The sequence below is a fragment of the Microbacterium sp. GW821-FHT01D02 genome, from assembly GCF_059422585.1.
The window spans coordinates 197,449-220,794 of sequence record NZ_JBWKXB010000002.1; the positions used below are offsets into that span (position 1 = coordinate 197,449).

Annotated in this window: 19 protein-coding genes; 9 read left to right on the top strand and 10 right to left on the bottom strand. The window is 69.9% G+C overall.

Translation table 11 applies throughout. The features are described from left to right. Positions 1 to 23: 23 nt before the first annotated feature. The 7 genes from AC07VM_RS09720 (at position 24) to AC07VM_RS09750 (ending at position 8,757) form a co-directional block, all read left to right on the top strand. Positions 24 to 482, top strand: coding sequence for a GNAT family N-acetyltransferase (locus tag AC07VM_RS09720; protein ID WP_267417638.1), 459 nt, complete (start codon positions 24 to 26; stop codon positions 480 to 482). 202 nt (positions 483 to 684) lie between these two features. Beyond that, on the top strand, positions 685 to 1,695 hold the full coding sequence (locus AC07VM_RS09725; RefSeq protein ID WP_494910934.1) for a LacI family DNA-binding transcriptional regulator: 1,011 nt from the start codon (positions 685 to 687) through the stop codon (positions 1,693 to 1,695). 124 nt (positions 1,696 to 1,819) lie between these two features. Continuing rightward, positions 1,820 to 3,127 carry an ABC transporter substrate-binding protein gene (locus AC07VM_RS09730; protein ID WP_494910935.1) on the top strand — a complete coding sequence of 436 codons (1,308 nt, stop codon included), beginning with the start codon at positions 1,820 to 1,822 and terminating at the stop codon, positions 3,125 to 3,127. Positions 3,128 to 3,183: 56 nt separating this feature from the next. Further along, complete coding sequence (locus tag AC07VM_RS09735; protein ID WP_494911699.1) at positions 3,184 to 4,149, top strand: carbohydrate ABC transporter permease; 966 nt, start codon at positions 3,184 to 3,186, stop codon at positions 4,147 to 4,149. Further along, positions 4,149 to 5,036 (top strand): carbohydrate ABC transporter permease, encoded by an 888-nt coding sequence (locus AC07VM_RS09740; RefSeq protein WP_267417635.1) that lies wholly within the window; start codon positions 4,149 to 4,151, stop codon positions 5,034 to 5,036. The genes AC07VM_RS09735 and AC07VM_RS09740 overlap by 1 nt, the downstream gene beginning before the upstream one ends. After that, positions 5,036 to 7,270, top strand: a complete 2,235-nt coding sequence (gene yicI / locus AC07VM_RS09745) for an alpha-xylosidase (RefSeq protein ID WP_494910936.1) — start codon at positions 5,036 to 5,038, stop codon at positions 7,268 to 7,270. The genes AC07VM_RS09740 and yicI overlap by 1 nt, the downstream gene beginning before the upstream one ends. Next, positions 7,267 to 8,757, top strand: coding sequence for a GH1 family beta-glucosidase (locus AC07VM_RS09750; RefSeq protein ID WP_494910938.1), 1,491 nt, complete (start codon positions 7,267 to 7,269; stop codon positions 8,755 to 8,757). Before yicI ends, AC07VM_RS09750 begins: the two co-directional genes overlap by 4 nt. A 3-nt stretch (positions 8,758 to 8,760) precedes the next feature. Here the strand turns inward: AC07VM_RS09750 and AC07VM_RS09755 are convergent, their stop codons facing one another. From AC07VM_RS09755 to AC07VM_RS09790, 8 genes are all read right to left on the bottom strand, one after another. Continuing rightward, positions 8,761 to 9,579 carry a hypothetical protein gene (locus AC07VM_RS09755; protein ID WP_494910939.1) on the bottom strand — a complete coding sequence of 273 codons (819 nt, stop codon included), beginning with the start codon at positions 9,577 to 9,579 and terminating at the stop codon, positions 8,761 to 8,763. Positions 9,580 to 9,709: 130 nt separating this feature from the next. Continuing rightward, complete coding sequence (locus AC07VM_RS09760; protein WP_494910941.1) at positions 9,710 to 11,524, bottom strand: ABC transporter ATP-binding protein; 1,815 nt, start codon at positions 11,522 to 11,524, stop codon at positions 9,710 to 9,712. Next, positions 11,521 to 13,452: an ABC transporter ATP-binding protein gene (locus tag AC07VM_RS09765; RefSeq protein ID WP_494910943.1), complete on the bottom strand. Its 1,932-nt coding sequence runs from the start codon at positions 13,450 to 13,452 to the stop codon at positions 11,521 to 11,523. The genes AC07VM_RS09760 and AC07VM_RS09765 overlap by 4 nt, the downstream gene beginning before the upstream one ends. Positions 13,453 to 13,819: 367 nt before the next feature. After that, entirely contained in the window at positions 13,820 to 14,317 is a 498-nt protein-coding gene (locus tag AC07VM_RS09770; RefSeq protein ID WP_494910944.1) for a methylated-DNA--[protein]-cysteine S-methyltransferase, read from the bottom strand. Next, positions 14,314 to 15,834: a DNA-3-methyladenine glycosylase 2 family protein gene (locus AC07VM_RS09775; RefSeq protein ID WP_494910946.1), complete on the bottom strand. Its 1,521-nt coding sequence runs from the start codon at positions 15,832 to 15,834 to the stop codon at positions 14,314 to 14,316. Before AC07VM_RS09775 ends, AC07VM_RS09770 begins: the two co-directional genes overlap by 4 nt. 158 nt (positions 15,835 to 15,992) lie before the next feature. Further along, positions 15,993 to 17,600 carry a bifunctional phosphoribosylaminoimidazolecarboxamide formyltransferase/IMP cyclohydrolase gene (purH, locus tag AC07VM_RS09780; RefSeq protein WP_267417627.1) on the bottom strand — a complete coding sequence of 536 codons (1,608 nt, stop codon included), beginning with the start codon at positions 17,598 to 17,600 and terminating at the stop codon, positions 15,993 to 15,995. A gap of 37 nt (positions 17,601 to 17,637) precedes the next feature. Then, positions 17,638 to 18,225, bottom strand: coding sequence for a phosphoribosylglycinamide formyltransferase (gene purN / locus AC07VM_RS09785; protein WP_267417626.1), 588 nt, complete (start codon positions 18,223 to 18,225; stop codon positions 17,638 to 17,640). A 64-nt stretch (positions 18,226 to 18,289) separates the two neighbouring features. Then, positions 18,290 to 19,675, bottom strand: coding sequence for a cell division protein PerM (locus AC07VM_RS09790; protein WP_494910949.1), 1,386 nt, complete (start codon positions 19,673 to 19,675; stop codon positions 18,290 to 18,292). Positions 19,676 to 19,765: 90 nt separating this feature from the next. Between AC07VM_RS09790 and AC07VM_RS09795 the strand changes: the two genes are divergently transcribed. Then, entirely contained in the window at positions 19,766 to 21,241 is a 1,476-nt protein-coding gene (locus tag AC07VM_RS09795) for an NCS2 family permease (protein ID WP_267417624.1), read from the top strand. Between the two features lie 57 nt (positions 21,242 to 21,298). On the opposite strand, the gene AC07VM_RS09800 is transcribed toward AC07VM_RS09795, so the two are convergent. Then, a complete protein-coding gene (locus AC07VM_RS09800; protein ID WP_494910951.1) occupies positions 21,299 to 21,700 on the bottom strand; it encodes a VOC family protein in 402 nt (133 codons plus the stop codon). 74 nt (positions 21,701 to 21,774) lie between these two features. Between AC07VM_RS09800 and AC07VM_RS09805 the strand changes: the two genes are divergently transcribed. Beyond that, entirely contained in the window at positions 21,775 to 22,353 is a 579-nt protein-coding gene (locus AC07VM_RS09805; protein ID WP_494910953.1) for a TetR family transcriptional regulator, read from the top strand. A 74-nt stretch (positions 22,354 to 22,427) separates the two neighbouring features. Here the strand turns inward: AC07VM_RS09805 and sucD are convergent, their stop codons facing one another. Continuing rightward, positions 22,428 to 23,330, bottom strand: a complete 903-nt coding sequence (gene sucD / locus AC07VM_RS09810; protein WP_021198863.1) for a succinate--CoA ligase subunit alpha — start codon at positions 23,328 to 23,330, stop codon at positions 22,428 to 22,430. Positions 23,331 to 23,346: the final 16 nt, after the last annotated feature.

Genomic DNA, 23,346 nt, shown 5'->3' on the forward strand with positions numbered 1-23,346 from the left:
GCGCGAGGGGTTAGCCTGGGGACATGTCCGAACTGCGCATGGTCGAACTCTCCGCTGCGACGATCGTCGCCGTGAACAACCTGTCGCTCAAGCCCGGACAGGAGCAGTTCCTCGCTCCGGTCTCGTACGGGATCGCGGCCACCGTCATCAACCCGCAGACGTCCTGGCAGCGGGTGATCCTCGACCGCAACGAGGTCGTCGGCTTCGTCAGCGCGAACTTCGACCCCGAGGCGCCGGAGGAGCACTTCCGCTCCGTGCTGTGGCGCATCAACGTCGACGCCGACGACCAGGGTCGCGGTGTCGGCCGCTACGCCGTCGAGGCACTGGTCGACGAGGCCCGCGCACGCGGCGTCGACCACGTCGACGTGATCTACGAGGCGGGTGAGGGAGGACCGGAGACGTTCTTCCACCGCGTCGGGTTCACCCCCGTCGGCGAGACCGCCTACGGCGAGGTCATCGCCGAGATCCGCGTCACGACCTAGACCGGCGGCGGGGTCTCGAATCCCCTCCCCCATCGAGACCTCGTCGCCCTCCGGCGGGACCGCTCCCATGCACCGTGGGACGAATTTGTTGCGCGCAACCACAAAAAGCTTGCGCTCCCCGACATCGGCTGTCTATCATCGCTGAGAAGGAACAGGCGAAGCGCTTCGACGATGCGGTCGCCCCGATGACGATGGAGTCCGCATGACGACGATCCACGAGGTGGCGCACGCCGCCGGGGTATCGATCAGCACCGTCTCCTACGCGCTCAGTGGCAAGCGCCCGGTCTCCGAGAAGACGCGCAAGCGCATCGAGGACGCGGTGCACACGCTGGGCTATGAACCGGACGCCGGAGCCCGCATGCTGGCCGGCCGTCGCACCCACATCTTCGCGCTGACGGAGCCGCTGCGCGCCGACACCCATGCCCCGACGCACATGGCGTTCGTCCTCGCGACCGCCGTCGCCGCGCGGCGGCAGGGCTACGACATCCTCCTGCTGACCGATGAGCAGACGTCCGAGGGCATGAACCGCGTCGCCGCCAGCAACCTGGTCGACGCGATCCTGGTGCTCGACGTCGCCCCCGATGACGAGCGGGTGGCGATCGCCCGGACCGTCCGCACGCCCACCGTCTTCATCGGCCTTCCCGACGACAGCGAGGGGCTCACCTGCGTCGACCTCGACTTCGAGGCCGTCGGCCATCTCGCCGTCGACCGTCTCGCGGACGCCGGGCACGAGCGCATCACGCTGCTCGGCCAGACCGAGGTGTCGTACCGCCGGTCGAACTTCCCGCGCCGCCTGCTGCACGGCGTGCAGGAGCGGATCGCGGCACGCGGCATCGCGCTCACCTGGTCGGTGACCGGCGCGGCGTCCACCGAGCCGGCCGTCGTCCGCGCCGCCGCGGAGGAGGCACTCGCCCGCGGTGATCGCGCCTTCATCGTGCACGCGGTCGACGACGTGCACGAGATCCTGCTGTCCGTCCTCGACGAGCACGGCCTGACCGTCGGAGCGGACGTCGCCGTCATCTCCGCCGCCGCTTCCTTCGACACCGCGATGCTCTCGGTGCCGATCGACACGATCCCGCTCGTCCCGCAGCAGTCCTGCGAGCTCGCGGTCGACCTCGCCGTCCGCAGCCTCGACGGCGAGGCGGCGCCCCGGATCCACCTCATCCCGCCCGAGTACCGCGCCGTCGGCTCCGTCTCCCCCGCCGGGGACTGAGCGGCGACCAGATCTCCTCTGAGCATGCTCTATGTCGAAACGCTTCGACGATGCTCTTCCACAACTGAACACCTGACCCGATGAAGTGTCGGCCCGAGCGGCCGCAGAGAAAGGAGTGCCGACGATGGCACGCACCACCCGCAGGACGAAGGCGCTGGCCGTTCTGGCCGCGCTCACCGCGACCGGGATCGCACTGAGCGGCTGCACCGCCGGCTCCGGCGACGACGGCGGCGACGGCAAGACCCTCAAGCTCTGGCACTACGAGGGCGCCGACAGCGCGATGGGCAAGGCCTGGGCCGAGGCCATCACGGTCTTCGAGAAGGAGACCGGAGCGAAGGTCGAGTTCGAGGAGAAGTCCTTCGAGCAGATCCAGAAGACCGCGAGCCAGGTGCTCGACACCGATGCCGCGCCCGACCTCATGGAGTTCAACAAGGGCAACGCCACGGCGGGCTTCCTCGCCTCCACCGGTCTGATCGCCGACATCTCGGATGCCGTCGAGGAGCACGGATGGGACGACAAGCTCGCCCCGTCGCTGCAGACCACGGCGAAGTACACCGAGGACGGCGTGATGGGCGGCGACACCTGGTTCGGCGTTCCGAACTACGGCGAGTTCGTCGGCGTCTACTACAACGAGGACGCGTTCGCGAAGGCCGGCCTGGAGATCCCGACCACCTACGACGAGTTCGTCGACGTGCTCGACGCGTTCGTCGCCCAGGGCGTCACCCCGCTCGCCGAGGCCGGAGCCGAGTATCCCCTCGGTCAGCTCTGGTACCAGCTCGCGCTGCTCGAGGGCGACCGCGGCTTCGTCGACGACTACCAGCTGTACAAGAACCCGGTCGATTGGCAGGGACCGGAGGTCACGTCCGCGACCGAGACGCTGAAGGAGTACGTCGACAAGGGCTACATCGCCTCCGACGTCTCCTCGGTCAAGGCCGAGGACGCCGGCGTCTCCTTCATCAACGGCACCTCGCCGATCTTCGTGTCGGGCTCCTGGTGGTTCGGACGTTTCGTCGCCGAGGCCACCGGCTTCGACTGGTCGATGAGCGCCTTCCCGGGTGCCGACCTCTCGCTCGGCTCCTCGGGCAACCTGTGGGTCGTGCCGGAGAACGCCGCGAACAAGGAGCTCGCCTACGAGTTCATCGACATCACGATGCGCCCCGAGATCCAGGCGATCATCGGCAACAACGGCGGACTCCCGGTCGCGGCCGACACCGCCGACATCACCGACGAGAAGAGCGCGGCGCTCATCGAGACGTTCAACGGCGTGCTCGACGCCGACGGCCTCTCCTTCTACCCGGACTGGCCCGCACCCGGCTTCTACGACGTGATCGTGCAGGAGCTGCAGGGCCTCGTCACCGGCGTGCAGGACGTCGAGACCACCAACGAGAACCTCGGCGAGCAGTACGACGAGGGCACCGCGGAATTCCGTTGATCCACCCGCGGGGGCGGTCGTCCGACGGCCGCCCCCCGCATCGTCTGGAGATGAACATGTCACTCGCCACCCGACGCGAGGGCCGCACCAAACTGCCGCCCGAGCAGCCGTCGATCCCGCAGCGCAGCGGTGGGACCGGGGCCTACTGGATGTACCTGCTGCCCGGCTTCGTGCTGCTGCTGATCGTCGTGATCGTCCCGCTGATCTGGAACGTCTACCTGACCTTCACGAAGTGGAAGGGTGTGCGCACGCCGGAGTTCATCGGTCTCGAGAACTGGCAGAAGATCCTCACCGACAGCGACTTCTGGACCTCGTTCACGAACTCGGTGTGGATGATCATCGCCATGGTCGTCGTGCCGACGATCGTCGGTCTCATCGTCGCCGCCCTGCTGTTCGACGTCGTCGGACGCAAGTTCGGCGGCAAGGTCGGCAGCTTCCTGCGGGCCACCTACTACCTCCCGCAGATCCTCCCGATCGCCGTCGCCGGCATCGTGATCGGCTGGATCGTGCGCCCCGGCGGTGACGGCGCCCTCAACCAGATCCTCGGATGGTTCGGCGTCCCCGCCTACGACTGGCTCGGGCAGATGCCCTCCGCCCTCATCGTGCTGATGGTCGTCATGGTGTGGGTGCAGCTCGGCTACCCCGTCGTGGTGTTCATGGCGGCGCTGCAGCGCGTGGACCCCGAGCTCTACGAGGCCGCGGAGCTCGACGGGGCGAACTGGCTCCAGCGCTTCACGGCGATCACGATGAGCATCATCCGGCCCGAGATCTTCGTCGTCACCCTCACCTGCACGATCGCCGCGCTGAAGGTCTTCGGCCCGGTGTACATCATCACGCGCGGCGGACCGGCCGGCGCGACCCTCGTGCCCGCGTACTACGCCTACCAGGAGTTCTTCACGAAGCGGAACGTCGGCTACGGCGCCACGATCGCCACCGTCCTCACCATCGTCGTGGTGATCGTGTCGATCATCTTCATCCGCGTCCAGAACTCGCTCGAGCGCAAGGAAAGGGCGGGTCTGTGATGCACGCCACCACCGCCATCGTCACCGGCAAGCCCGCCAAGAGCCGTCCCCGCGGCGGCATGACCAAGAAGCGCCCGGTCGACTGGCTGCTGCTGGCGCTCGTCGTCATCGGTGCCCTGCTGGTCATCGCGCCGTTCTACCTCGTGCTGGTGAACTCGTTCAAGTCCCCGGTCGACTATGCGACCTCCGGTCCGCTCGCGCTCCCCGAGACGCTCGACTTCGGCGGGATCATCAAATTCTGGGAACGTGTGAACTTCCCCGAGAAGGTCTGGAACTCGATCTTCATCTCCGGCATCGTCGCGGTCCTCGCCGTGGTGATCTCGATGCTCAACGCGTTCGCGATCGGCATCGGACGCGTCCGCGGCCGTTCCTGGATCGTGCTGCTCTTCCTGCTCGCGAACCTGCTGCCGCAGGAGGCGCTGCTCTACCCGCTGTACTACATGTTCAAATCCGTCGGCCTGTACGACAACGTGTGGTCGGTCATCATCGTGTTCACCGTCATCCAGGCGGCGTTCGGCACGTATCTGCTCTCGTCGGTGTACGGCACCTTCCCCAAGGAGGTGCTCGAGGCGGCGTCGCTCGACGGCGCCACGCGCTGGCAGATCCTCTGGCGCGTCGTGTTCCCGATCAGCCGCCCGACGCTGTCGGTGCTGCTCATCTTCTTCTTCATCTGGACGTGGAACGAGTTCCTCATCCCCCTGACGTTCCTCGCCTCGAACGCGAACCAGACCGTGCCCGTCGCGATCAGCGTGCTGCAGGGCGACCGGCTCATGGACGTCACCACCACGAGCGCCTCCGCCCTGCTGGGCATCATCCCCACGCTCATCTTCTTCCTCATCTTCCAGCGCACCCTCACGCGGGGCATCACGGCAGGAGCAGTCAAGTAATGAAGTTCACCGACGGGTTCTGGCAGCTGCGTCCCGGCGTCACCGCGCTCCACGCGCAGGAGGCGTACGACGTCGCCGAGACCTCGGACACCCCCGACGGTCCCGGGATCGTCATCACCGCTCCCACCAAGGTGATCGCGGGACGCGGCGACACCCTCAACCGCCCCGTGCTCACCACGACGCTCTCCTCCCCCGCGGAGGGGGTGATCCGGGTGCGGATCGCCCACCACACCGGAGGTCGTCCGCCCCACGGCTTCGCCCTTCCCGGTGCAGGCACGGCCGAGCCCTCCGTCTCGGTGACCGACACCGCGGGCGTGGTCGACGCCGGCTCCCTCGTCGCGACGATCGCGACCGGTGCGGCGTGGAACCTCTCCTTCGCGGTCGACGGTCGACGGGTGACCGGCAGCGGGCACAAGGCGCAGGGCTACATCCGCCTCGCCGACGACGCGCAGGTCGATCCCGGCATCGTGGGCAACGCGCGCCAGGGCGGCGGGGCACCCGCGGCCTCGACCTTCGTGCACGAGCAGCTCGACCTCGGCGTCGGCGAGCAGATCTACGGACTCGGCGAGCGCTTCGGCCCCCTCGTGAAGAACGGGCAGACCGTCGACGTGTGGAACGCCGATGGCGGCACCTCCAGCGAACAGGCGTACAAGAACGTGCCGTTCCACCTCTCCAGCCGCGGGTACGGCGTGCTCGTGAACGATCCGGGGCATGTCTCCTACGAGATCGGCTCCGAAGCCGTCGAGCGGGTGCAGTTCTCCGTCTCCGGGGAGGTGCTGGAGTACTTCGTGATCGCGGGCCCCACGCCCAAGGACGTGCTCGGTCGCTACACGGCGCTCACCGGGCGTCCGCCGATCGTGCCCGCCTGGTCGTACGGGCTGTGGCTGTCGACCAGTTTCACGACCGACTACGACGAGCAGACCGTGAACTCGTTCCTCGACGAGATGGCCGCCCGCGAGCTGCCCGTGTCGGTGTTCCACTTCGACTGCTTCTGGATGCGCGAGTTCAACTGGTGCGACTTCGAGTGGGACCCCCGGGTGTTCCCCGACCCCGAGGGCATGCTCGGCCGTCTGCACGAGCGCGACCTCCGGGTGTGCGTGTGGATCAACCCCTACATCGCCCAGCGATCGCCGCTCTTCCGCGAGGCCGCCGACCAGGGCTTCCTCGTGAAGCGGGCCGACGGCACCGTGTGGCAGTGGGACCTGTGGCAGGCCGGCATGGGGCTGGTCGACTTCACGAACCCCGACGCGACGGCCTGGTACCAGGCGAAGCTGCGCGCCCTCGTGGCGCAGGGTGTCGACTGCTTCAAGACCGACTTCGGCGAGCGCATCCCGACCGACGTGGTGTGGGCCGACGGCGCCGATCCCGAGCGCATGCACAACCTCTACACCGACCTCTACAACCGGGCGGTGCACGATGTGCTCACGGAGACGCGCGGAGAGGGCGACGCGGTGCTGTTCGCGCGGTCGGCGACGGCGGGCGGGCAGAGCATGCCCGTGCACTGGGGCGGCGACTCGACGTCGACGTACACCTCGATGGCCGAGACGCTCCGCGGCGGCCTCTCGCTCGCGCTCTCCGGCTTCGCGTTCTGGAGCCACGACATCGGGGGCTTCGAGGGCATGCCGGACGCCGGCGTGTACAAGCGCTGGACCGCCTTCGGACTGCTCGGCTCGCACTCGCGCTTCCACGGCTCCAGCTCGTACCGGGTGCCGTGGGCGTTCGACGAGGAGGCCGTCGAGGTGACGAGGCAGTTCACCCACCTCAAGATGCGGCTGATGCCGTACCTGTACCAGCACGGCCTGGAGGCGGCGGCGACGGGTGTCCCGCTGATGCGCCCGATGGTGCTGGAGTTCCCCGACGACCCGGCGACGGCGTACCTCGACCGGCAGTACATGCTCGGCCCCGACCTTCTCGTCGCCCCGGTCTTCACGGCGGACGGCGAGGTCGAGTTCTACCTGCCGGCCGGGGATTGGACCTCGCTGCTCACGGGTGAGACCGTCACGGGCGGGGGCTGGCGCCGGGAGCGGCACGGCTTCGACTCCCTGCCGCTGTACGTGCGGCCCGGGACCGCGCTCCCCTGGGGCGCCCGGGTGGACCGGCCGGACTACGACTACCATGACGGTCTGCGGCTCCGGGTCTTCCCGGGCGGCACCGGCAGCGTCGCCGTCACCGTGACGAACCCCGACGGACGCGCCGAGACCTACACCGCCGACCTCGAGGAGATCACCGCATGACCCTCCCCCTCACGCCCCGGGACGACTATCGCGGCTCCGGCCTCGTCTTCCCCGAGGGCTTCACGTTCGGCTCCGCCACCGCGTCGTACCAGATCGAGGGCGCGGCGGCCGAGGACGGTCGCACGCCGTCGATCTGGGACACCTTCAGCAGGACACCGGGGCGCGTGTGGAACGGCGACACCGGTGACGTGGCGTGCGACCACTACCACCGCGTCGACGAGGATCTCGACCTGATGAGCGACCTCGGGCTGCAGGCCTACCGGTTCTCGATCGCCTGGCCGCGCATCGTGCCGGCCGCCTCGGGCGAGGTCAACCGGGCGGGCGTGGACTTCTACTCGCGCCTCGTGGACGGCCTGCTCGAACGCGGCATCCGTCCGGTGGCCACGCTGTACCACTGGGACCTTCCGCAGTACCTGGAGGATGCGGGCGGCTGGACCTCCCGCACGACGACCGATGCCTTCGAGCGCTACGCCGAGATCATGGGCACGGCTCTGGGGGATCGCGTGCACACCTGGACGACGCTCAACGAGCCGTGGTGCTCCGCGTACCTCGGCTACGGGCAGGGCGGGCACGCACCGGGTCGGCACGAGCCGGCCTCCGCGCTGTCGGCCGTGCACCATCTCAACCTCGCGCACGGGCGGGCCGTGCAGGCGCTGCGGGCCACCTCGACCGGCGACCCCGACTACTCGGTCACGCTGAACTTCCACGTCCTGCGGGGGCAGGGCGACGGAGCGTCCGAGGCGATGCGCCGGATCGACGCGCTCGCGAACCGGGCGTTCACCGGTCCGATGCTGCGCGGCGAGTACCCGGCCGATCTGCTCGAGGACACCGCGTCGGTCACCGACTGGGACTTCGTGCGCGAGGGCGACCTCGACACCATCCACCAGCCGATCGACGTGCTCGGGGTGAACTACTACTCCACCGCGACGGTCCGCCTCTGGGACGGGCTCTCTCCCAAGCAGCAGAACGACGGCCACAAGGGCGCGGAGGGCGGCACGGCGTGGCCGGGGAGCGACGAGCTGGTCGAGTTCGCCGAGCAGCCGGGGCCGTACACCGCGATGGGGTGGAACATCGCCCCGGAGGGCCTGGAGGAGCTGCTGGTGTCGCTCTCGCAGCAGTTCCCGGAGCAGGCCCTGATGGTGACCGAGAACGGTGCGGCGTTCGACGACGAGGTCGCGGAGGACGGCTCCGTGCCCGACCCCGAGCGCATCGACTACCTCCGCCGTCATTTCACCGCGGCGCACCGGGCGCTCGAGCGCGGCGTGGACCTGCGCGGCTACTTCGTCTGGTCGCTGCTCGACAACTTCGAGTGGGGCTACGGCTACGCCAAGCGCTTCGGCATCGTGCGGGTCGACTTCGACTCCCTGGAGCGCACGGTCAAGGACTCGGGGCACTGGTACCGCGAGCTCGTGCGGACGAGGACCGTGGGGGCGTCCTCGGCTCTCGCCGAGACGACCGAGGGAGGCGGCCGGAGGCCGGTCGGGTGACGGTCAGCGCTGCTGGTCGGGCGGCGGGCCCTTGCGCCCGCGGCTCGTCCAGGACGAGAGTGCGGCGGCAGCGGCACCGGCGGCGCGGTCGATGGCCTCGGCCGAGCGACTGAGCATGTCCTGCGCGGCATCCTGCCAGGCCGCGTTCGACGGTGCCTCGCCCGCCTGCACCTTCGCAGCGTGCTCGGCCGCCTCGAACGCCCGCTCCAGCTCGGCGACCGCGTCACGGTACGCAGCGAACTCCGCGGGGGTGACCTTGCCCGCCGCCTCGCGTCGCCTGTCGACGGCGTGTCCGGCGGCACGGAAGTACGCGGCCGTGGCGGGATTCTTGACGTCGGTCATGGCCGGATAGGCGATCTGCAGGGCGGGGTCGGTCTCGTAGCGCATCCACCGCGTCGTCACCGCGTCATGCGCGGCGTGCAGTCGCTCCAGGGGGCGCGGCTCCGACGCCGAGGGCACGGCGGCCCTCGCGGCGTTGAGCCGGACCTGACGCGCGCGCACATCGGCGGAGGCGGCCTTCGCGTCGCGCTCCCTCTCGCGGAGCATCCGGCGGGCTCCGGCGACCTGCTCGGCGGTCGCTCGCTGCGCCGCCCGCTCGGCGGAGACGCGAGCGAGATCGGCTCGGGCGATCTTCAGCGCGGTGCGCCGCTCGCCCGCGACCAGCTGCGCTTCCCTGAGGTCGTGGCGCGCGGCGTCGACGGCGAGACGACGTCCGCTCACGGTGCTGCTGCGTCGACGAAGACCCATCACCCCGACCGTTCCCGCGGCGACCGCGGTCGGCGCGATCCACCACCACTCGGCAGCGAGCAGCAACGGGTCCATACCTCGATGCTACCCACGCGTCGGTCTCCGCGCTCTCCCGCAACGACCGAGACCCGCCGGGACGACCGCGGCCACGCCCGCCCCACCGAGTCGGTGAGGTCGTGCGTGGCCGCCGCCGTCACAGGCATGCTCAGACCAGCGTCTCCTGCCAGGCCGCGTGCAGCTGCGCGAACTTGCCCGTTCCGCCGATGAGGGCATCCGGGCTGTCATCCTCGATGATCCGCCCGTGCTCCATCACCAGCACCCGGTCGGCGATCGCGACCGTCGAGAGACGGTGCGCGATGATGATCGCGGTGCGGTCCTTGAGCAGGGTCTGCAGTGCGTCCTGGATCAGGCGCTCGGACGGGATGTCCAGCGATGCCGTCGCCTCGTCGAGGATCAGCACCGCCGGGTCGGCGAGGAAGGCCCGGGCGAACGAGATGAGCTGGCGCTGACCGGCCGAGACCCGTCCACCGCGCTTGTTCACGTCGGTGCCGTACCCGTCGGGCAGCGAAGAGATGAACTCGTCCGCACCGACCGCCCGTGCCGCCGCCCTGATCTCGTCGAGCGTCGCGTCGGGCTTGCCCAGCGCGATGTTGTCGGCGACGGTCCCGCTGAACAGGTAGGCCTCCTGGGTGACCATGACGATCGCCCGGCGGAGGTCCTTCGGGTGCAGCGAACGCAGGTCGACCCCGTCGAGGGTGACGCGGCCCCGGGAGGGGTCGTAGAAGCGCGAGATGAGCTTCGCCAGCGTGGACTTGCCCGCACCGGTCGTGCCCACCAGCGCGATGGTCTGACCGGCGGGGATGTCGAGCGAGAAGTTCGGGAGGATCGTCTTCTCGCCGTTGTATCCGAACGTCACCTCGTCGAACTCGATGTGACCGCGGGACTCCCAGAGGTCGACCGGCTTCTCGGGGTCCGGAACCGTCGGCACCTCCTCGAGCACGCCCGACACCTTCTCCAGCGCGGCCGTGGCCGACTGGTAGGAGTTCAGGAACATCGCGATCTCCTGCATCGGCGCGAAGAAGTTGCGCACGTACAGCACGGCCGACAGCAGCACACCGACGGTGAGCACGCCCTCGGACACGCGGATGCCGCCCCAGAGCACGACGATGCCGAGCACCAGTGCCGCGACGCCCATGAGGCCCGGCTCGAACGTCCCGAACAGCAGCATCGACCGGCGGTTGACGTCGCGGTACTCGCCCGCGATCTCCTGGAACGCCTTGTCGTTGCGCGGCTCCTTGCGGAACGCCTTCACCGCGCGGATGCCGGTCATCGTCTCGACGAACTGCACGATCACCTTCGCGCTGATCACGCGGGACTCGCGGTACACGAGCTGCGACCGGGAGTAGAACCACTTCATCAGGAAGAACAGCGGCACGCCGCCGAGCGCGAGGATGAGACCGGACTGCCAGTCCCAGATGCACAGCGCGATGAAGGTGAAGAGTCCGAACAGCACGCCGGAGACGAGCTCGTTCAGACCGCCGTCGAGAAGCTCCTTGATCGAGTCGAGGTCACTGGTCTGGCGCGAGATGATGCGGCCGGACGTGTACGACTCGTGGAACTCCAGGCTCAGGCGCTGGGTGTGCAGGAAGATCCGCTTGCGCAGATCGAGCAGCACCGCCTGCGTGAGCTTGGCGGCGATGATGACGTACCAGGCGATCAGGACGGCGGCGAGGGCGCCGGCGACCAGGTAGATGCCGCCGACCACGAAGGTCGGCATCCAGTCCGCATCCTTCAGGACGGCGGGCAGCGCCCGGTCGAGACCGATGCTGATGAGGATCGGTCCCGCGACCTGGAGCGCCGTCGAGATGACCAGCACCACGGCGGCCAGCACGATCTGCGGCTTCAGCGGGCTGACCAGGGATCCGAGCAGTCGGAGGGACCGACGACGGATCGCCTTGCTCTCCTCGCGGGTGTACTCGGAACGGTCTTCGTCCTGGGTTCCGGTGATGGCGGAGCTCATCGCTGCACCTCCTTCTCGGTGATCGGGTCTTCGTCGGCGGCCTGCATCCCGAGGCCCTCGCGGACCTCTTCGTCGATCCGGGCCTGTTCATCGCGGATCACGGGGATCGCGCCGGTGCGCGCCGCCTCCTCTGCTTCCAGGCTGGAGATGACGTGACGGTAGTGCCGGCTCGTCTTCAGCAGGTCGGAGTGGGTGCCGACGGCCGTCACCCGACCGGCCTCGAGCAGGGCGACGCGGTCGGCGAGCGCGACCGTCGACGGACGGTGCGCCACGATCATGGCCGTGGTGTCGGCCAGCACGTGGCGGAGGGCTTCCTCCACGAGGGCCTCGGTGTCGACGTCGAGCGCGGACAGCGGGTCGTCGAGCACGAGCACCTTCGGCTTCGCCGCCACCGCGCGGGCGAGGGCGAGTCGCTGACGCTGACCACCGGAGAGGCTGAGCCCCTCTTCGCCGATGACCGTCTCCACGCCGTCGGGCAGCGAGTCCACGAACGACGCCTGGGCGACGTCGAGAGCCTCGCGGAGCACGCGCTCCCCCTCGTCGCTGTGCACGTCGAGATCGGCACGGCCGAGCAGCACGTTCTCGCGCACGGTCGCCGAGAACAGCGTCGCGTCCTCGAACGCCATGGCGATGTGCTGTCGGAGCTCGGAGAGCGGGAGATCGCGCACGTCGACGCCGTCGAGGGTCACCTTGCCGCCCGTCACGTCGTACAGACGCGTCGGGAGCGTGGTGAGCGTGGTCTTGCCGCTGCCGGTGAGCCCCACCAGCGCCATGGTCTCGCCGGGACGCAGCACCAGGTCGATGCCGTCGAGCAGGTCGCGCTCGTGCGTACCCGCGTCCTGGTAGCGGAAGTGCGCGTTCTCGAACGCGAGCTCTCCGCGCGGGTTCTCGATGTGCACCGGGTTCTCCGGGTCCGTGATCGTGTTGATCTCGGAGAAGATGTCGAACACGCGGTCGGTCGCCGTGCGGGCGTCGAGCATGAACGAGAACAGGAACCCGATCGACTCGATGGGCCAGCGGAGCACGACGGCCATCGCGAAGAACGCGAACAGCTGCGCCTCGTCGATCTGTCCGACCGAGATCAGCCAGATGCCGGAGATGAGGCTCAGGCCGAAGGCGATCTGCGGCATGAGGTCGAGCCAGAACCAGATCGACGCGATCGCGCCGGCCTTGCTCATCTCGGTCTCGCGCAGCGTCTCCGCCTGGCGGCTGAAGCGGCTGAGCGCGTGCTTGCCGCGACCGAACGCCTTCAGCACGCGGATGCCGTGCACGCTCTCCTCGACGCTGGTGGCGAGGTCGCCGGCCTGGTCCTGGCTGCGGCGGGTGAGCGCGCCGTAGCGCTTCTCGAACAGGTAGCCGCGGATCCACAGCGGGATGGCCGTCACGAGGAAGATCGTGCCCAGCAGCCAGTGCCAGCGGAACAGCAGCACGGATCCGATGATGATCGTGAGGATGTTGACGACGAGCAGCACCAGGCCGAACGCGAGCCAGCGGCGGATGAGACCGATGTCCTGCATCATGCGGCTGAGCAGCTGGCCGGAGCCCCACCGGTCGTGGAACGACACCGGGAGGGTCTGCAGACGCGAGTACAGCTCGGTGCGCATCTTGTACTCCACCTCGGTGGAGGGGTTGAGCACGAACTGGCGGCGCAGCCAGACCATCAGAGCCTCGCCGAGGGCGAGGGCGAAGACGGCCAGGGCGCCCCAGACGATCGCGCTGATCTCACCGGAGCGGACCGGTCCGCTGATGATCTGCTCGAGCACGATCGGGATCATCAGGGCGATGATGGCGGCGATGAGCGCGCTGGCGGCACCGCCGGCGAGTCGCCAGATGACCGGCTTCACGAAGGGCTTCAGGCGCCACAGTGCGGCCGGAGTGGAGAGGGTGGAGGAAGGCGAGGGATTCTGCGCGGAAGGCGAGGAGGACATGTCTCTCAGACGAGTTTCGTATGGACAGCGGTTGCGGAAGCGGGGACGGATGCGAGAGCGGACTCACAGAGTCCGGCATCCGACGAAGAAGGGGCGGGGTGGCTCTAGGAGAGCGGACGCGCCGGGGTCGAGCCGAGAGCTGCGATCCGCGCGGTGGCGATCGTGGTCATGGTGTCCTCCTCAGGGGCTCGGCGATGTCGTCCGGTTGGCGCGACAGCCCACCAGCCTATTGCTGTGAACCAGCTGAACGCAAGAATCATTCCCGATCCGTCGAGAGCCGCCTTCCCGCGCCCTCGTCGTGATCCCCGTCAGCTGGTCACGACCCCGTCAGCTGGTCACGACCCCGTCACCTGGTCACGACCCCGCCTCAACCGGTCACGGCCTCCCGAGCGAGGAGGCTCTCCTTGACGCCGAGCCCCCAGGCGAAGCCGCCGAGACTGCCGTCGGTGCGCAGCACGCGGTGGCACGGCACGAACAGCGCGGGCGCGTTGCGGGCGCAGATGGAGGCCGCCGCGCGCACCGCGTTCGGATTGCCCAGTCGCGCGGCGAAGCGCGTGTAGGTGAGCGGGTCGCCGGGCTCGATGCCGCGCAGGGCCGACCAGCCGGCGAGCTGCAGCGCGGTGCCGGACTGCTTCACGGCGACGGCGTCGATGGCCGTGACGTCGCCCGCGTAGTACGCCAGGGCTGCGGCGGCGGCATCCGTCTCACTCTCGCGGAGGGCCTCGGGACGGATCGCGGCGGGGAGGCGTCCGAGGATCGCCTCGACGTCGGACGTCCAGCCGGAGGACAGCACGCGCTGGCGGTCGTCGGCGAGGATCGTGAACGCGCCGTCGGGGGTGTCGATGGTCTGGATCAGGGCGGTCATGAGGTCTCCTTCGAGGTCGTGTCTTCGGTGCGGGCGGCGCGTGGCAGGGAGGTGCTGCGCCGAGAGCCCGCCGGACGCACCGGGGCGGCGCGCCAGAGGTGGGCGCTGAGGTAGCTGCGCCAGGGGGCGGTGCGCTCCGCCCAGAGGGTGAGGGGTCGTGCCTCGCCGGGAAGTCCGGAGGCCGCGGCACCGGCGCGCAGCGCCACGTCGCCCGGCAGCAGGATGTCGGGGTCGCCGAGCACGCGCATGCGCACATAGTCGGCGGTCCAGGGTCCGATGCCGGGCATCGCCAGGAGCCGCTCGCGCTGCTCCCCACCGTCGTCGCCCACCGTGAGCGCGAGCGACCCGTCCGCGAGCGCGGCGGCGGCACCGGTGATCGCGCGGATGCGGGCGGCGGGTCCGCGGAGGACCTCGGCGCCGTGCTCGGCGATGGCGGCCATCGTGGGAAAGAGCAGGCCGCTCTCGGTGCGCTCCCCCAGCGCCTCCGTGAGGGCGGTGAGCGCGGTGCGGGCGGCGACCACGGTGATCTGCTGCCCGACCATGGCCCGGATGAGCATCTCGTGCGGATCGGCCGACCCGGGCACGCGGATGCCGGGAGTGCGGGCCACGAGGGGCGCCAGTTCGGGGTGGGCGGAGAGCGCCTCGTCGATGGCCAGCGGGTCGGCGTCGAGATCGAAGATGCGGCGGACGGTCGAGACCAGCGGCGCCAGGTCGCCCAACCGCGCGACCCGGGCTCGCAGGTGGAGGCGCTCCGCCTCGTCCTGACGCACCTCGAACCAGGCGGGACCGCCGGGCATCCGCAGGTGCCGCGAGAACGAGGAGGCCGTGGTCTCCTCGACCCCGGGGACCGCGCGCGCCGCCATCCAGGAGAAGATGCCGCTCGCGTCGAGCGGGCCGCGATACGGCAGCACGAGATCGATCGCCCCGGGGACCGCCGAGGCGGGCATCCGTCGCCGGGCCCGGAGCTCACCGGGCGTGAGGCCGAACACCTCGCGGATCGTGTCGTTGCACTGGCGGATGCTCGCGAAGCCGGCGGAGAACGCCACGTCGGAGATGGGCATGTCTGTCCCGACCAGCAGCATGCGCGCGGTGTGTGCGCGGTGTGCACGCGCCAGGGCGAGGGGGCCGGCGCCGAGCTCGGTGGTCAGCAGGCGCGTGAGGTGACGGCTGGAGTAGCCGAGACGGGCGGCCAGGCCCGGCACGCCCTCGCGCTCCACGACGCCGTCGGAGATCAGGCGCATGGCCCGCGCCGCGGTGTCGCCGCGGATGTCCCAGGCCGGGGAGCCGGGCGCGGCCTCGGGCAGGCACCGCTTGCACGCGCGGTAGCCGGCCTCGTGCGCCGCAGCGCTCGTGGGATAGAACGTCACGTTCTGCGGCTTCGGCGTGCGCGCGGGGCAACTCGGACGGCAGTAGATCCCGGTCGAGCGGACGGCCGTGACGAACTGCCCGTCGAAGCGGGTGTCGCGCGCGCTGATCGCCCGGTAGCGCTCGTCGAAATCGATCACGGGGAAGCTCATGCCTCCATGCTGTCACGCCCCGGGGACATCGACTGGCGGAAATCGGACACGGCGGTGGCGCCGTCGCCGAGTCCCTCCGCACGCGCCGAGACCCCGGCCTGCGAACATCGGCAGGCCGGGGTCTCGGCGTGGAGCGGGGTCTCGCGATCCGCGAGCGCTCAGTGGAAGAAGTGACGCTCCCCGGTGAAGAACATCGTCACGCCGGCCTTGCGCGCGGCGTCGACGACCTCACCGTCGCGGACCGAGCCGCCGGGCTGCACGATGGCGGTGACGCCGGCGTCGATCAGCACCTGGGCGCCGTCCGCGAAGGGGAAGAACGCGTCGGAGGACGCGACCGATCCGGCAGCGCGGTCGCCGGCGCGCTCGACCGCGAGGCGGCACGAGTCGACGCGGTTGACCTGGCCCATGCCGACGCCGACCGTGGCGTTGTCCTTCGCCAGCACGATGGCGTTCGACTTCACGGCGCGGCAGGCCTTCCACGCGAAGATGAGGTTCTCCATCTCCTCGTCGCTCGGGCGCTCACCGGAGACGAGCTCCCAGTTCTTCGCGACGGAGACGATGTCGTCCGGGAAGCGGTCGGCGTCCTGCAGCAGCAGACCGCCGGAGACGAGGCGCACGTCCATGCGCTCCTGCTGCCAGTCCTTCGGCAGCTGCAGCAGACGCAGGTTCTTCTTCGCCTTGAACACCTCGAGGGCGGCCGGCTCGAACGACGGCGCGACGATCACCTCGGTGAAGATGTCCTTGAGGTTCTCGGCCATCTTGAGGGTGACGGTGCCGTTCGCAGCGATGACCCCGCCGTAGGCGGAGACCGGGTCGCACTCGTGGGCGCGCAGGTGGGCGCTGGCGATCGGGTCCAGGGCGTTGGGCGCCGTGGTCGCGATGCCGCACGGGTTGGCGTGCTTGATGATCGCGACGGCCGGCTTGACCATGTCGTAGGCGGCGCGCAGGGCGGCATCCGCGTCGACGTAGTTGTTGTACGACATCTCCTTGCCCTGCAGCTGGGTCGCCTGGGCGATGCCGTGGCCGCCGGCGCGGGTGTAGATCGCTCCGCGCTGGTGCGAGTTCTCGCCGTAGCGGAGGGTCGCGAGGCGCTCGGCCTGGATCGTCAGGTGCGCGGGCAGGTCGCCCGGCTCGGTGAGCGTGCCCTCGGCGAACCACTGCGCGACGGCGGTGTCGTATGCGGCGGTGTGCGCGAAGGCCCGTGCGGCGAGCTCGCGGCGCTGGGCGACCGAGGTGCCCCCGGCGGCGATCGCGGAGACGATCGCGGGGTAGGACTGCGGCGACACGACGATCGCGACGTTGGCGTGGTTCTTCGCCGCGGCGCGCACCATCGCGGGACCGCCGATGTCGATCTGCTCGACGACGTCATCGCCGACGGCACCCGACGCGACGGTCTCGACGAACGGGTACAGGTTCACGACGACGAGCTCGAACGGCGCGATGTCGAGCTCCTCGAGCTGCCGCTCGTGCTCCTCGAGGCGCAGGTCGGCCAGCAGACCGCCGTGGACCTTGGGGTGCAGCGTCTTCACGCGGCCGTCGAGCATCTCGGCGACGCCCGTGACGGCGGCGACGTCGGTCACGGCGAAGCCCGCCTCGCGGATGGTCGCAGCGGTCGACCCGGTCGAGACGATCTCCACGCCGGCTTCCGCGAGTGCCGCGGCCAGCACGAGCAGGTCGGTCTTGTCGCTCACCGAGACGAGCGCGCGCCGGATCGGCACGGTGTCGCGATCGCGGTAGAGCGTGGGGTCGTGGCGGGGGCCGGCCATGATGGGCTCCTTCGTGCGGGGTGCGTCGGGGTGGGGGTCAGGGTGCAGGAGTGAGGGCGAGGTCGCCGGTGGCGATCCCGCGGACGACGTCGATGAGCAGTCGACGCTCGACGGGCTTGATGCGCTCGTGCAGGCTGTGCTCGGTGTCGTCCGGGAGCACGGGCACGCGCTCCTGGGCGAGGATCGGTCCGCTGTCGACACCGTCGTCGACGACGATCACGCTGGCGCCGGTCTGGTCGACGCCGGCGGCGAGCGCGTCGCGCACGCCGTGCGCACCGGGGAACTCCGGCAGGAAGGCCGGGTGCGTGTTGATGAGACGCGGCGAGTACGCGGCGACGACCGAGGGCGGCAGCAGGCGCATGAGCCCGCTGAGGACCACCAGGTCGGGCTTCCAGACCGCGAGCTGTCGGGCGAGCTCCTCCCCCCAGGCCTCGCGGCTCTCATGCTCGTGCCAGGGCACGGTGAAGCTGGGGATGCCGAACTCCTCGGCGTGGGCGAGGCCGTCGGCATCGCGATCCGCGCCGACGACGATCACCCTGGCGGGGAAATCGGGATGACGAGCAGCCTCGAGGAGGGCACGAAGGTTCGAGCCGGCGCCCGAGATGAGAACGGCGACCGTGAGCACGCGCTCAGTCTACCGGGGCCCGCGGACCGCCCCCGCCCGGTGACGACGGGAGCCGAGGCGGCGGTCAGTCGCGCCGATCGGGCTCGCTCCCCGGCGGCTCGAACCGGCGGAGGTCATCGTCGAGCGGCGCGGTGTCGTCGAACGCGGAGGGCACGACCGCGGGGACTCCCGCCGCGCCCGCCGACCCCGCGGCCGGGTCGAATTCGGTCATCTCGGCGATCCAGCGGTCCGTGCGCTCCTCGGCCAGCTCATCGCGGTTCCGCGGCGCGAGCAGCAGGATCGCCGCGCCGATGAGCACCTCGGCGCCGAGCGCGAGCGCGAACGGCACCACCGCGGGCCCGACCACCGCCAACCGGCCCGGGCCCATGGACCCGTTCGCGAGAGCGGCGGCGAGTCCGGCGATCCCCGCGCTGATGGCGGCGATGCCCACGGCGATCACGGTGCGCTGCAGCATGCCGAGCGGGGTTCCCTCCCAGACCAGGCGGGAACGCACGGCCCAGCCGGCGAACGCTCCGGCCGCGACCGGGACGAGCACGACGATGAGCATCCAGAACGAGCTGTTCTCGGGCAGCAGCCCGAACAGGGGGATGCCGGGAACGACGCCCAGCTGGGTGCCCGCGGGCGACACCGCGGTGCCCGCTCCGACCGCGAAGCCGGGGCCGGCGAGCCACGAGGCCGCCCACACGATCATCGTCGGGAGGTAGGCGAGCTGCGCGAGCGTCATGACGGTCGCGCCGAGGGCGTCGACGCGGGCGGTCTGGAACAGCGCGACCACCTCGCCGCCGCGGAACAGGGTCGTGACGGCGAGGGCGAGGGCGGACGCCCCGACCACGGCGACGAGCGTGAAAGCCGTGCCGCGGACGATCGCGGCCGGGACCGGAGCCCAGTCCTCCCGGGCGTCGATCCGGTCGTGGAGACGATCGAGGAGGCCGCCGTCCCCCTCTTCCCAGGCCACGCGGACCGCGCCGCAGAGCGCGCCGGCGAGGTAGACCGCTGCGGGGAGGATGATCGTCAGCGGAGCGGGCGTCTGCACCGCCTCCAGCCGGGTCGACAGCGAGACCCCGACGGCGATGAGCGCGAACACACCGGCCCCCGACACCACGCCCAGCAGCCACGCTCCGGCATCGGCCGCCCGCTTGCCGGACCGCGCCGCGAACAGCAGCGTGAAGATCAGGAACGCCAGCGGTGTGATCGACACCGCGAAGTTCGCGGCCTGGGGCGGGATCGCGAGGGCGACCAGGAGCTCGCTCGGGATCGTGACGTCGAGCGGGACGCCGTGCCCGAACTGCCAGAGGGTCCCGGTGAGGGGCCAGAGCGCTCCCCAGTCGGCGGTGATGCCGAAGGCGACGGTCCACAGCAGCGTCAGCGGCGCGAGCAGCACGACGAGGCCGACCGCTGCGGCGATGGCGGCGTCGAAGGCGGCGAGGAGCGCGACGAGGAGGCGTTGCATAGCGATTCGAGACTACGACGAGTTGCCGACGAAGCCCTGGGGGCGCGCGTGGGGGCGGCGACACGATAGCGTTTCTCCGGAGGTTTCCCGATGACAACTGCCCCGCCCGCCCCGGCATCCACCGAGCCCAAGAATTCCCTGGACCGCTTCTTCGAGATCAGCAAGCGCGGATCCACGATCGGCACCGAGATCCGAGGGGGTCTGGTGACGTTCGTCACGATGGCCTACATCGTGATCCTCAACCCGATCATCCTCTCCGGCAAGCCCGACGTCGCCGGGAACATGCTCGACTTCAACGCCGTCGGCGCCGCGACCGCGCTGACCGCCGGCGTGATGACGATCCTGTTCGGACTCGTCACGCGTCTGCCGTTCGGCTTCGCCGCCGGCCTCGGCATCAACGCGTTCGTCGCCTTCTCGGTCGTCGGTCAGGTGACCTGGCCCGAGGCGATGGCCCTCGTGATGATCAACGGCGTCGTGATCGTGCTGCTCGCCGCCACCGGGCTGCGGAAGGCGATCTTCGACGCCGTGCCGTTCCAGCTCAAGATCGCCATCACGGTCGGCATCGGCCTGTTCATCGCCTTCATCGGCTTCGTGAACTCGGGCTTCGTCACCGCCACCGGCGCGTCCTCGCCGCCCGTCGGCCTCGGCGTCAACGGCTCGGTCGCGACCGTGCCGAGCCTGCTCTTCGTGATCACGCTCCTCCTCACCGGCATCCTCGTCGCGCTCAAGATCAAGGGCGGCATGCTGATCGGCCTCATCGGCGGCACCGTGCTCGCGGTCATCGTCGAGGCGATCTGGCACATCGGCCCGCGCGGCTTCGACGACGAGGGCAACGTGGTCAACCCGGGCGGCTGGGGCCTGACGGTCCCCGCTCTGAACGGCTCGCCCGTCGGCGTGCCCGACCTGAGCCTGATCGGCGCCGTCGACTTCAGCTTCGACCTGAGCAAGGTCAGCCTCGTCGCCATTGTGATGATCGTCTTCACGCTGCTCTTCACGAACTTCTTCGACGCCATGGGCACCATGACCGGCCTCGCCAAGGAGGCGAACCTCGCCGACGACAACGGCGACTTCCCGCGCATCAAGTCGGCGCTGGTCGTCGAGGGCGTCGGCGCGATCGCCGGTGGTGCGACCTCCTCCTCGTCGAGCACGGTCTTCATCGAGTCGGGGGCCGGCATCGGCGAGGGTGCGCGCACCGGACTCGCGAACGTCGTCACCGGCGTCGTGTTCCTGATCGCGATGTTCCTGACGCCGCTGACGTCGATCGTCCCCACCGAGATCGCCGCCGCGGCGCTGATCATCGTCGGTGCCATGATGATGGCGCAGATCCGCTACATCGACTTCACGGACTTCCGGGTGCTGCTGCCGGTGTTCCTCACCGTCTCGGTCATGCCGCTGACGTACTCGATCGCGAACGGCATCGGCGCGGGCTTCGTGAGCTGGGTGCTCATCCACGCGTTCTCCGGCAAGGCCAAGACGATCAGCCCGCTGCTGTGGGTCGTCGGCGCCGGGTTCCTGATCTTCTTCGCCCGAGGGCCCATCGAGGCTCTCTTCGGCGTCGGGATCTGACACCGAGATCACACGGAAGAGGGGCGGATGCTGCGGCAACCGCCCCTCTTCCGCATATCAGGCGTAGGCGGCCGCGAACTCCGCCGACGGCTCGATCGGCTCGATCACGTCGATGAGCACACCCCCGGGCGCCTCGACGATGAAGTGGCGCTGACCGAAGTCCTCCTCCCGGAGGGACAGGCGCTCGGGCAGCCCCCGCTCCCCCACCAGGCGCGCGTGCGCGGCGGCGGCATCCGGCACCTCCAGGTTCAGTAGCAGCCCCCGCACGGGCTCGCGGAAGCCCTCGGGGATGGTCTCGTGCGTGCGGTCCAGGATCGCGAGCTCGCCACCCTCGAAGCGCAGGCTCACGTACCAGTCGGCCTCGAACGACACATCGAAGCCGAGCTCCTCGCGATAGAAGCGTGCGGTGGCAGCGACGTCGTTCACCATCAGCACCGGGTAGAAGCTCGTGATCTCCATGCCTCTCCCTTTACATACAGTGCGTTTGTATCCTGCTCGCTACAATACATACACACCGCACGTAAGGGAACCCCATGCCCCGAGCTTCCGCGGCCGACGCCGCCGAGACCGCACGCCGCATCCTCGATGTCGCCACGGCGCAGTTCGCCGCGCACGGGTACGCCACCGCATCCGTCGACGAGATCGCCCGCCTCGCCGGAGTCACACGAGGAGCGGTCTACCACCACTACACGTCGAAGCCGCTGCTGTTCCGCGACATCGCGGCTGCCCAGCAGCAGTCCGTGGCCGACGCGATCCGCGACGCCACGGAAGACAGTGCTCCGGATGCCGCTCTCCGCGACGGCAGTCATGCGTTCCTGGACGCGATCACGCGCGGAGCGGCCTCGCGCGTGCTGCTCGTCGACGGCCCGGCCGTGCTCGGCGGGGAGGAGTGGCGTCGCCTCGACGCCGAGGGCCCGGAGCAGGAGCTGCGCACGGGTCTGAGCGAAGCAGGGGTCTCCCCCGCACTCCTCGCGCCGCTCACGGCCGCGCTCTCCGGAGCCATGAACGAACTCGCCCTGTGGCTCGCCGCGCACCCGGACGACACCGAGGCGCGGATGCGGGCCCACGCCGCGCTGGACGGCGTGCTGGACGCGGTGGCGGGCCGCCGCTGAAGCGACGCGGCACCCGGGCATGAAAGAAGGCCCCGGAGTGGAGTCCGGGGCCTTCAGATCAAGCGTAGCTCAGATCAGAGCGCTTCGATGATCGCGCGCATCAGGTCAGCCGTCTCGGACGGCGTCTTGCCGACCTTGACGCCGGCGGCCTCGAGGGCCTCCTTCTTCGCCTGAGCGGTACCGGCCGAACCCGAGACGATGGCGCCGGCGTGGCCCATCGTCTTGCCCTCGGGAGCGGTGAAGCCCGCGACGTAGCCGACGACCGGCTTCGTGACGTTCGCCTTGATGTAGTCGGCCGCACGCTCCTCGGCGTCGCCGCCGATCTCGCCGATCATGACGATCGCCTTGGTCTCGGGGTCGGCCTCGAACGCGGCGAGCGCGTCGATGTGCGTGGTGCCGATGACCGGGTCGCCGCCGATGCCGATGGCGGTGGAGAAGCCCAGGTCGCGCAGCTCGAACATCATCTGGTAGGTCAGGGTGCCCGACTTCGACACGAGGCCGATCGGTCCCTTGCCCGTGATGTTCGCGGGCGTGATGCCCACGAGCGCCTCGCCCGGCGTGATGATGCCGGGGCAGTTCGGCCCGATGATGCGGGTCTTGTTGCCCTTGCTCTGCGCGTAGGCCCAGGCCTCGGCCGAGTCGCCCACGGGGACACCCTCGGTGATGACGACGAGCAGCGGGATCTCGGCGTCGATGGCCTCGATCATCGCGTCCTTCGTGAAGGCGCCGGGGACGAAGGCGATCGACACGTCGGCGCCGGTCTCCTTCATGGCCTCGGCGACCGAGGCGAAGACGGGCAGCTCGACGGCGTTGCCGTCCTTGTCCGTGTGCGAGACCGTGGTGCCGGCCTTGCGGGCGTTGACGCCACCGACGACCTGGGTGCCGGCCTTGAGCATCAGTGCGGTGTGCTTGGTGCCCTCACCGCCGGTGATGCCCTGGACGATGACCTTGGAGTCCTTGTTGAGGTAGATCGACATTCTTCTCGTCCTTCAG

What these genes read in the sequence shown, in the direction of transcription:
- yicI (WP_494910936.1), top strand. Translation starts at nt 5,036, where the DNA reads ATGAAGTTCACCGACGGGTTCTGGCAGCTGCGTCCCGGCGTCACCGCG.
- AC07VM_RS09805 (WP_494910953.1), top strand. Translation starts at nt 21,775, where the DNA reads ATGCCCCGAGCTTCCGCGGCCGACGCCGCCGAGACCGCACGCCGCATC.
- AC07VM_RS09755 (WP_494910939.1), bottom strand. Translation starts at nt 9,579, where the DNA reads ATGGACCCGTTGCTGCTCGCTGCCGAGTGGTGGTGGATCGCGCCGACC.
- AC07VM_RS09730 (WP_494910935.1), top strand. Translation starts at nt 1,820, where the DNA reads ATGGCACGCACCACCCGCAGGACGAAGGCGCTGGCCGTTCTGGCCGCG.
- AC07VM_RS09740 (WP_267417635.1), top strand. Translation starts at nt 4,149, where the DNA reads ATGCACGCCACCACCGCCATCGTCACCGGCAAGCCCGCCAAGAGCCGT.
- AC07VM_RS09775 (WP_494910946.1), bottom strand. Translation starts at nt 15,834, where the DNA reads ATGAGCTTCCCCGTGATCGATTTCGACGAGCGCTACCGGGCGATCAGC.
- AC07VM_RS09800 (WP_494910951.1), bottom strand. Translation starts at nt 21,700, where the DNA reads ATGGAGATCACGAGCTTCTACCCGGTGCTGATGGTGAACGACGTCGCT.
- AC07VM_RS09795 (WP_267417624.1), top strand. Translation starts at nt 19,766, where the DNA reads ATGACAACTGCCCCGCCCGCCCCGGCATCCACCGAGCCCAAGAATTCC.
- AC07VM_RS09760 (WP_494910941.1), bottom strand. Translation starts at nt 11,524, where the DNA reads ATGAGCTCCGCCATCACCGGAACCCAGGACGAAGACCGTTCCGAGTAC.
- AC07VM_RS09765 (WP_494910943.1), bottom strand. Translation starts at nt 13,452, where the DNA reads ATGTCCTCCTCGCCTTCCGCGCAGAATCCCTCGCCTTCCTCCACCCTC.
- purH (WP_267417627.1), bottom strand. Translation starts at nt 17,600, where the DNA reads ATGGCCGGCCCCCGCCACGACCCCACGCTCTACCGCGATCGCGACACC.
- AC07VM_RS09770 (WP_494910944.1), bottom strand. Translation starts at nt 14,317, where the DNA reads ATGACCGCCCTGATCCAGACCATCGACACCCCCGACGGCGCGTTCACG.
- AC07VM_RS09750 (WP_494910938.1), top strand. Translation starts at nt 7,267, where the DNA reads ATGACCCTCCCCCTCACGCCCCGGGACGACTATCGCGGCTCCGGCCTC.
- AC07VM_RS09720 (WP_267417638.1), top strand. Translation starts at nt 24, where the DNA reads ATGTCCGAACTGCGCATGGTCGAACTCTCCGCTGCGACGATCGTCGCC.
- AC07VM_RS09725 (WP_494910934.1), top strand. Translation starts at nt 685, where the DNA reads ATGACGACGATCCACGAGGTGGCGCACGCCGCCGGGGTATCGATCAGC.
- AC07VM_RS09735 (WP_494911699.1), top strand. Translation starts at nt 3,184, where the DNA reads ATGTCACTCGCCACCCGACGCGAGGGCCGCACCAAACTGCCGCCCGAG.
- sucD (WP_021198863.1), bottom strand. Translation starts at nt 23,330, where the DNA reads ATGTCGATCTACCTCAACAAGGACTCCAAGGTCATCGTCCAGGGCATC.
- AC07VM_RS09790 (WP_494910949.1), bottom strand. Translation starts at nt 19,675, where the DNA reads ATGCAACGCCTCCTCGTCGCGCTCCTCGCCGCCTTCGACGCCGCCATC.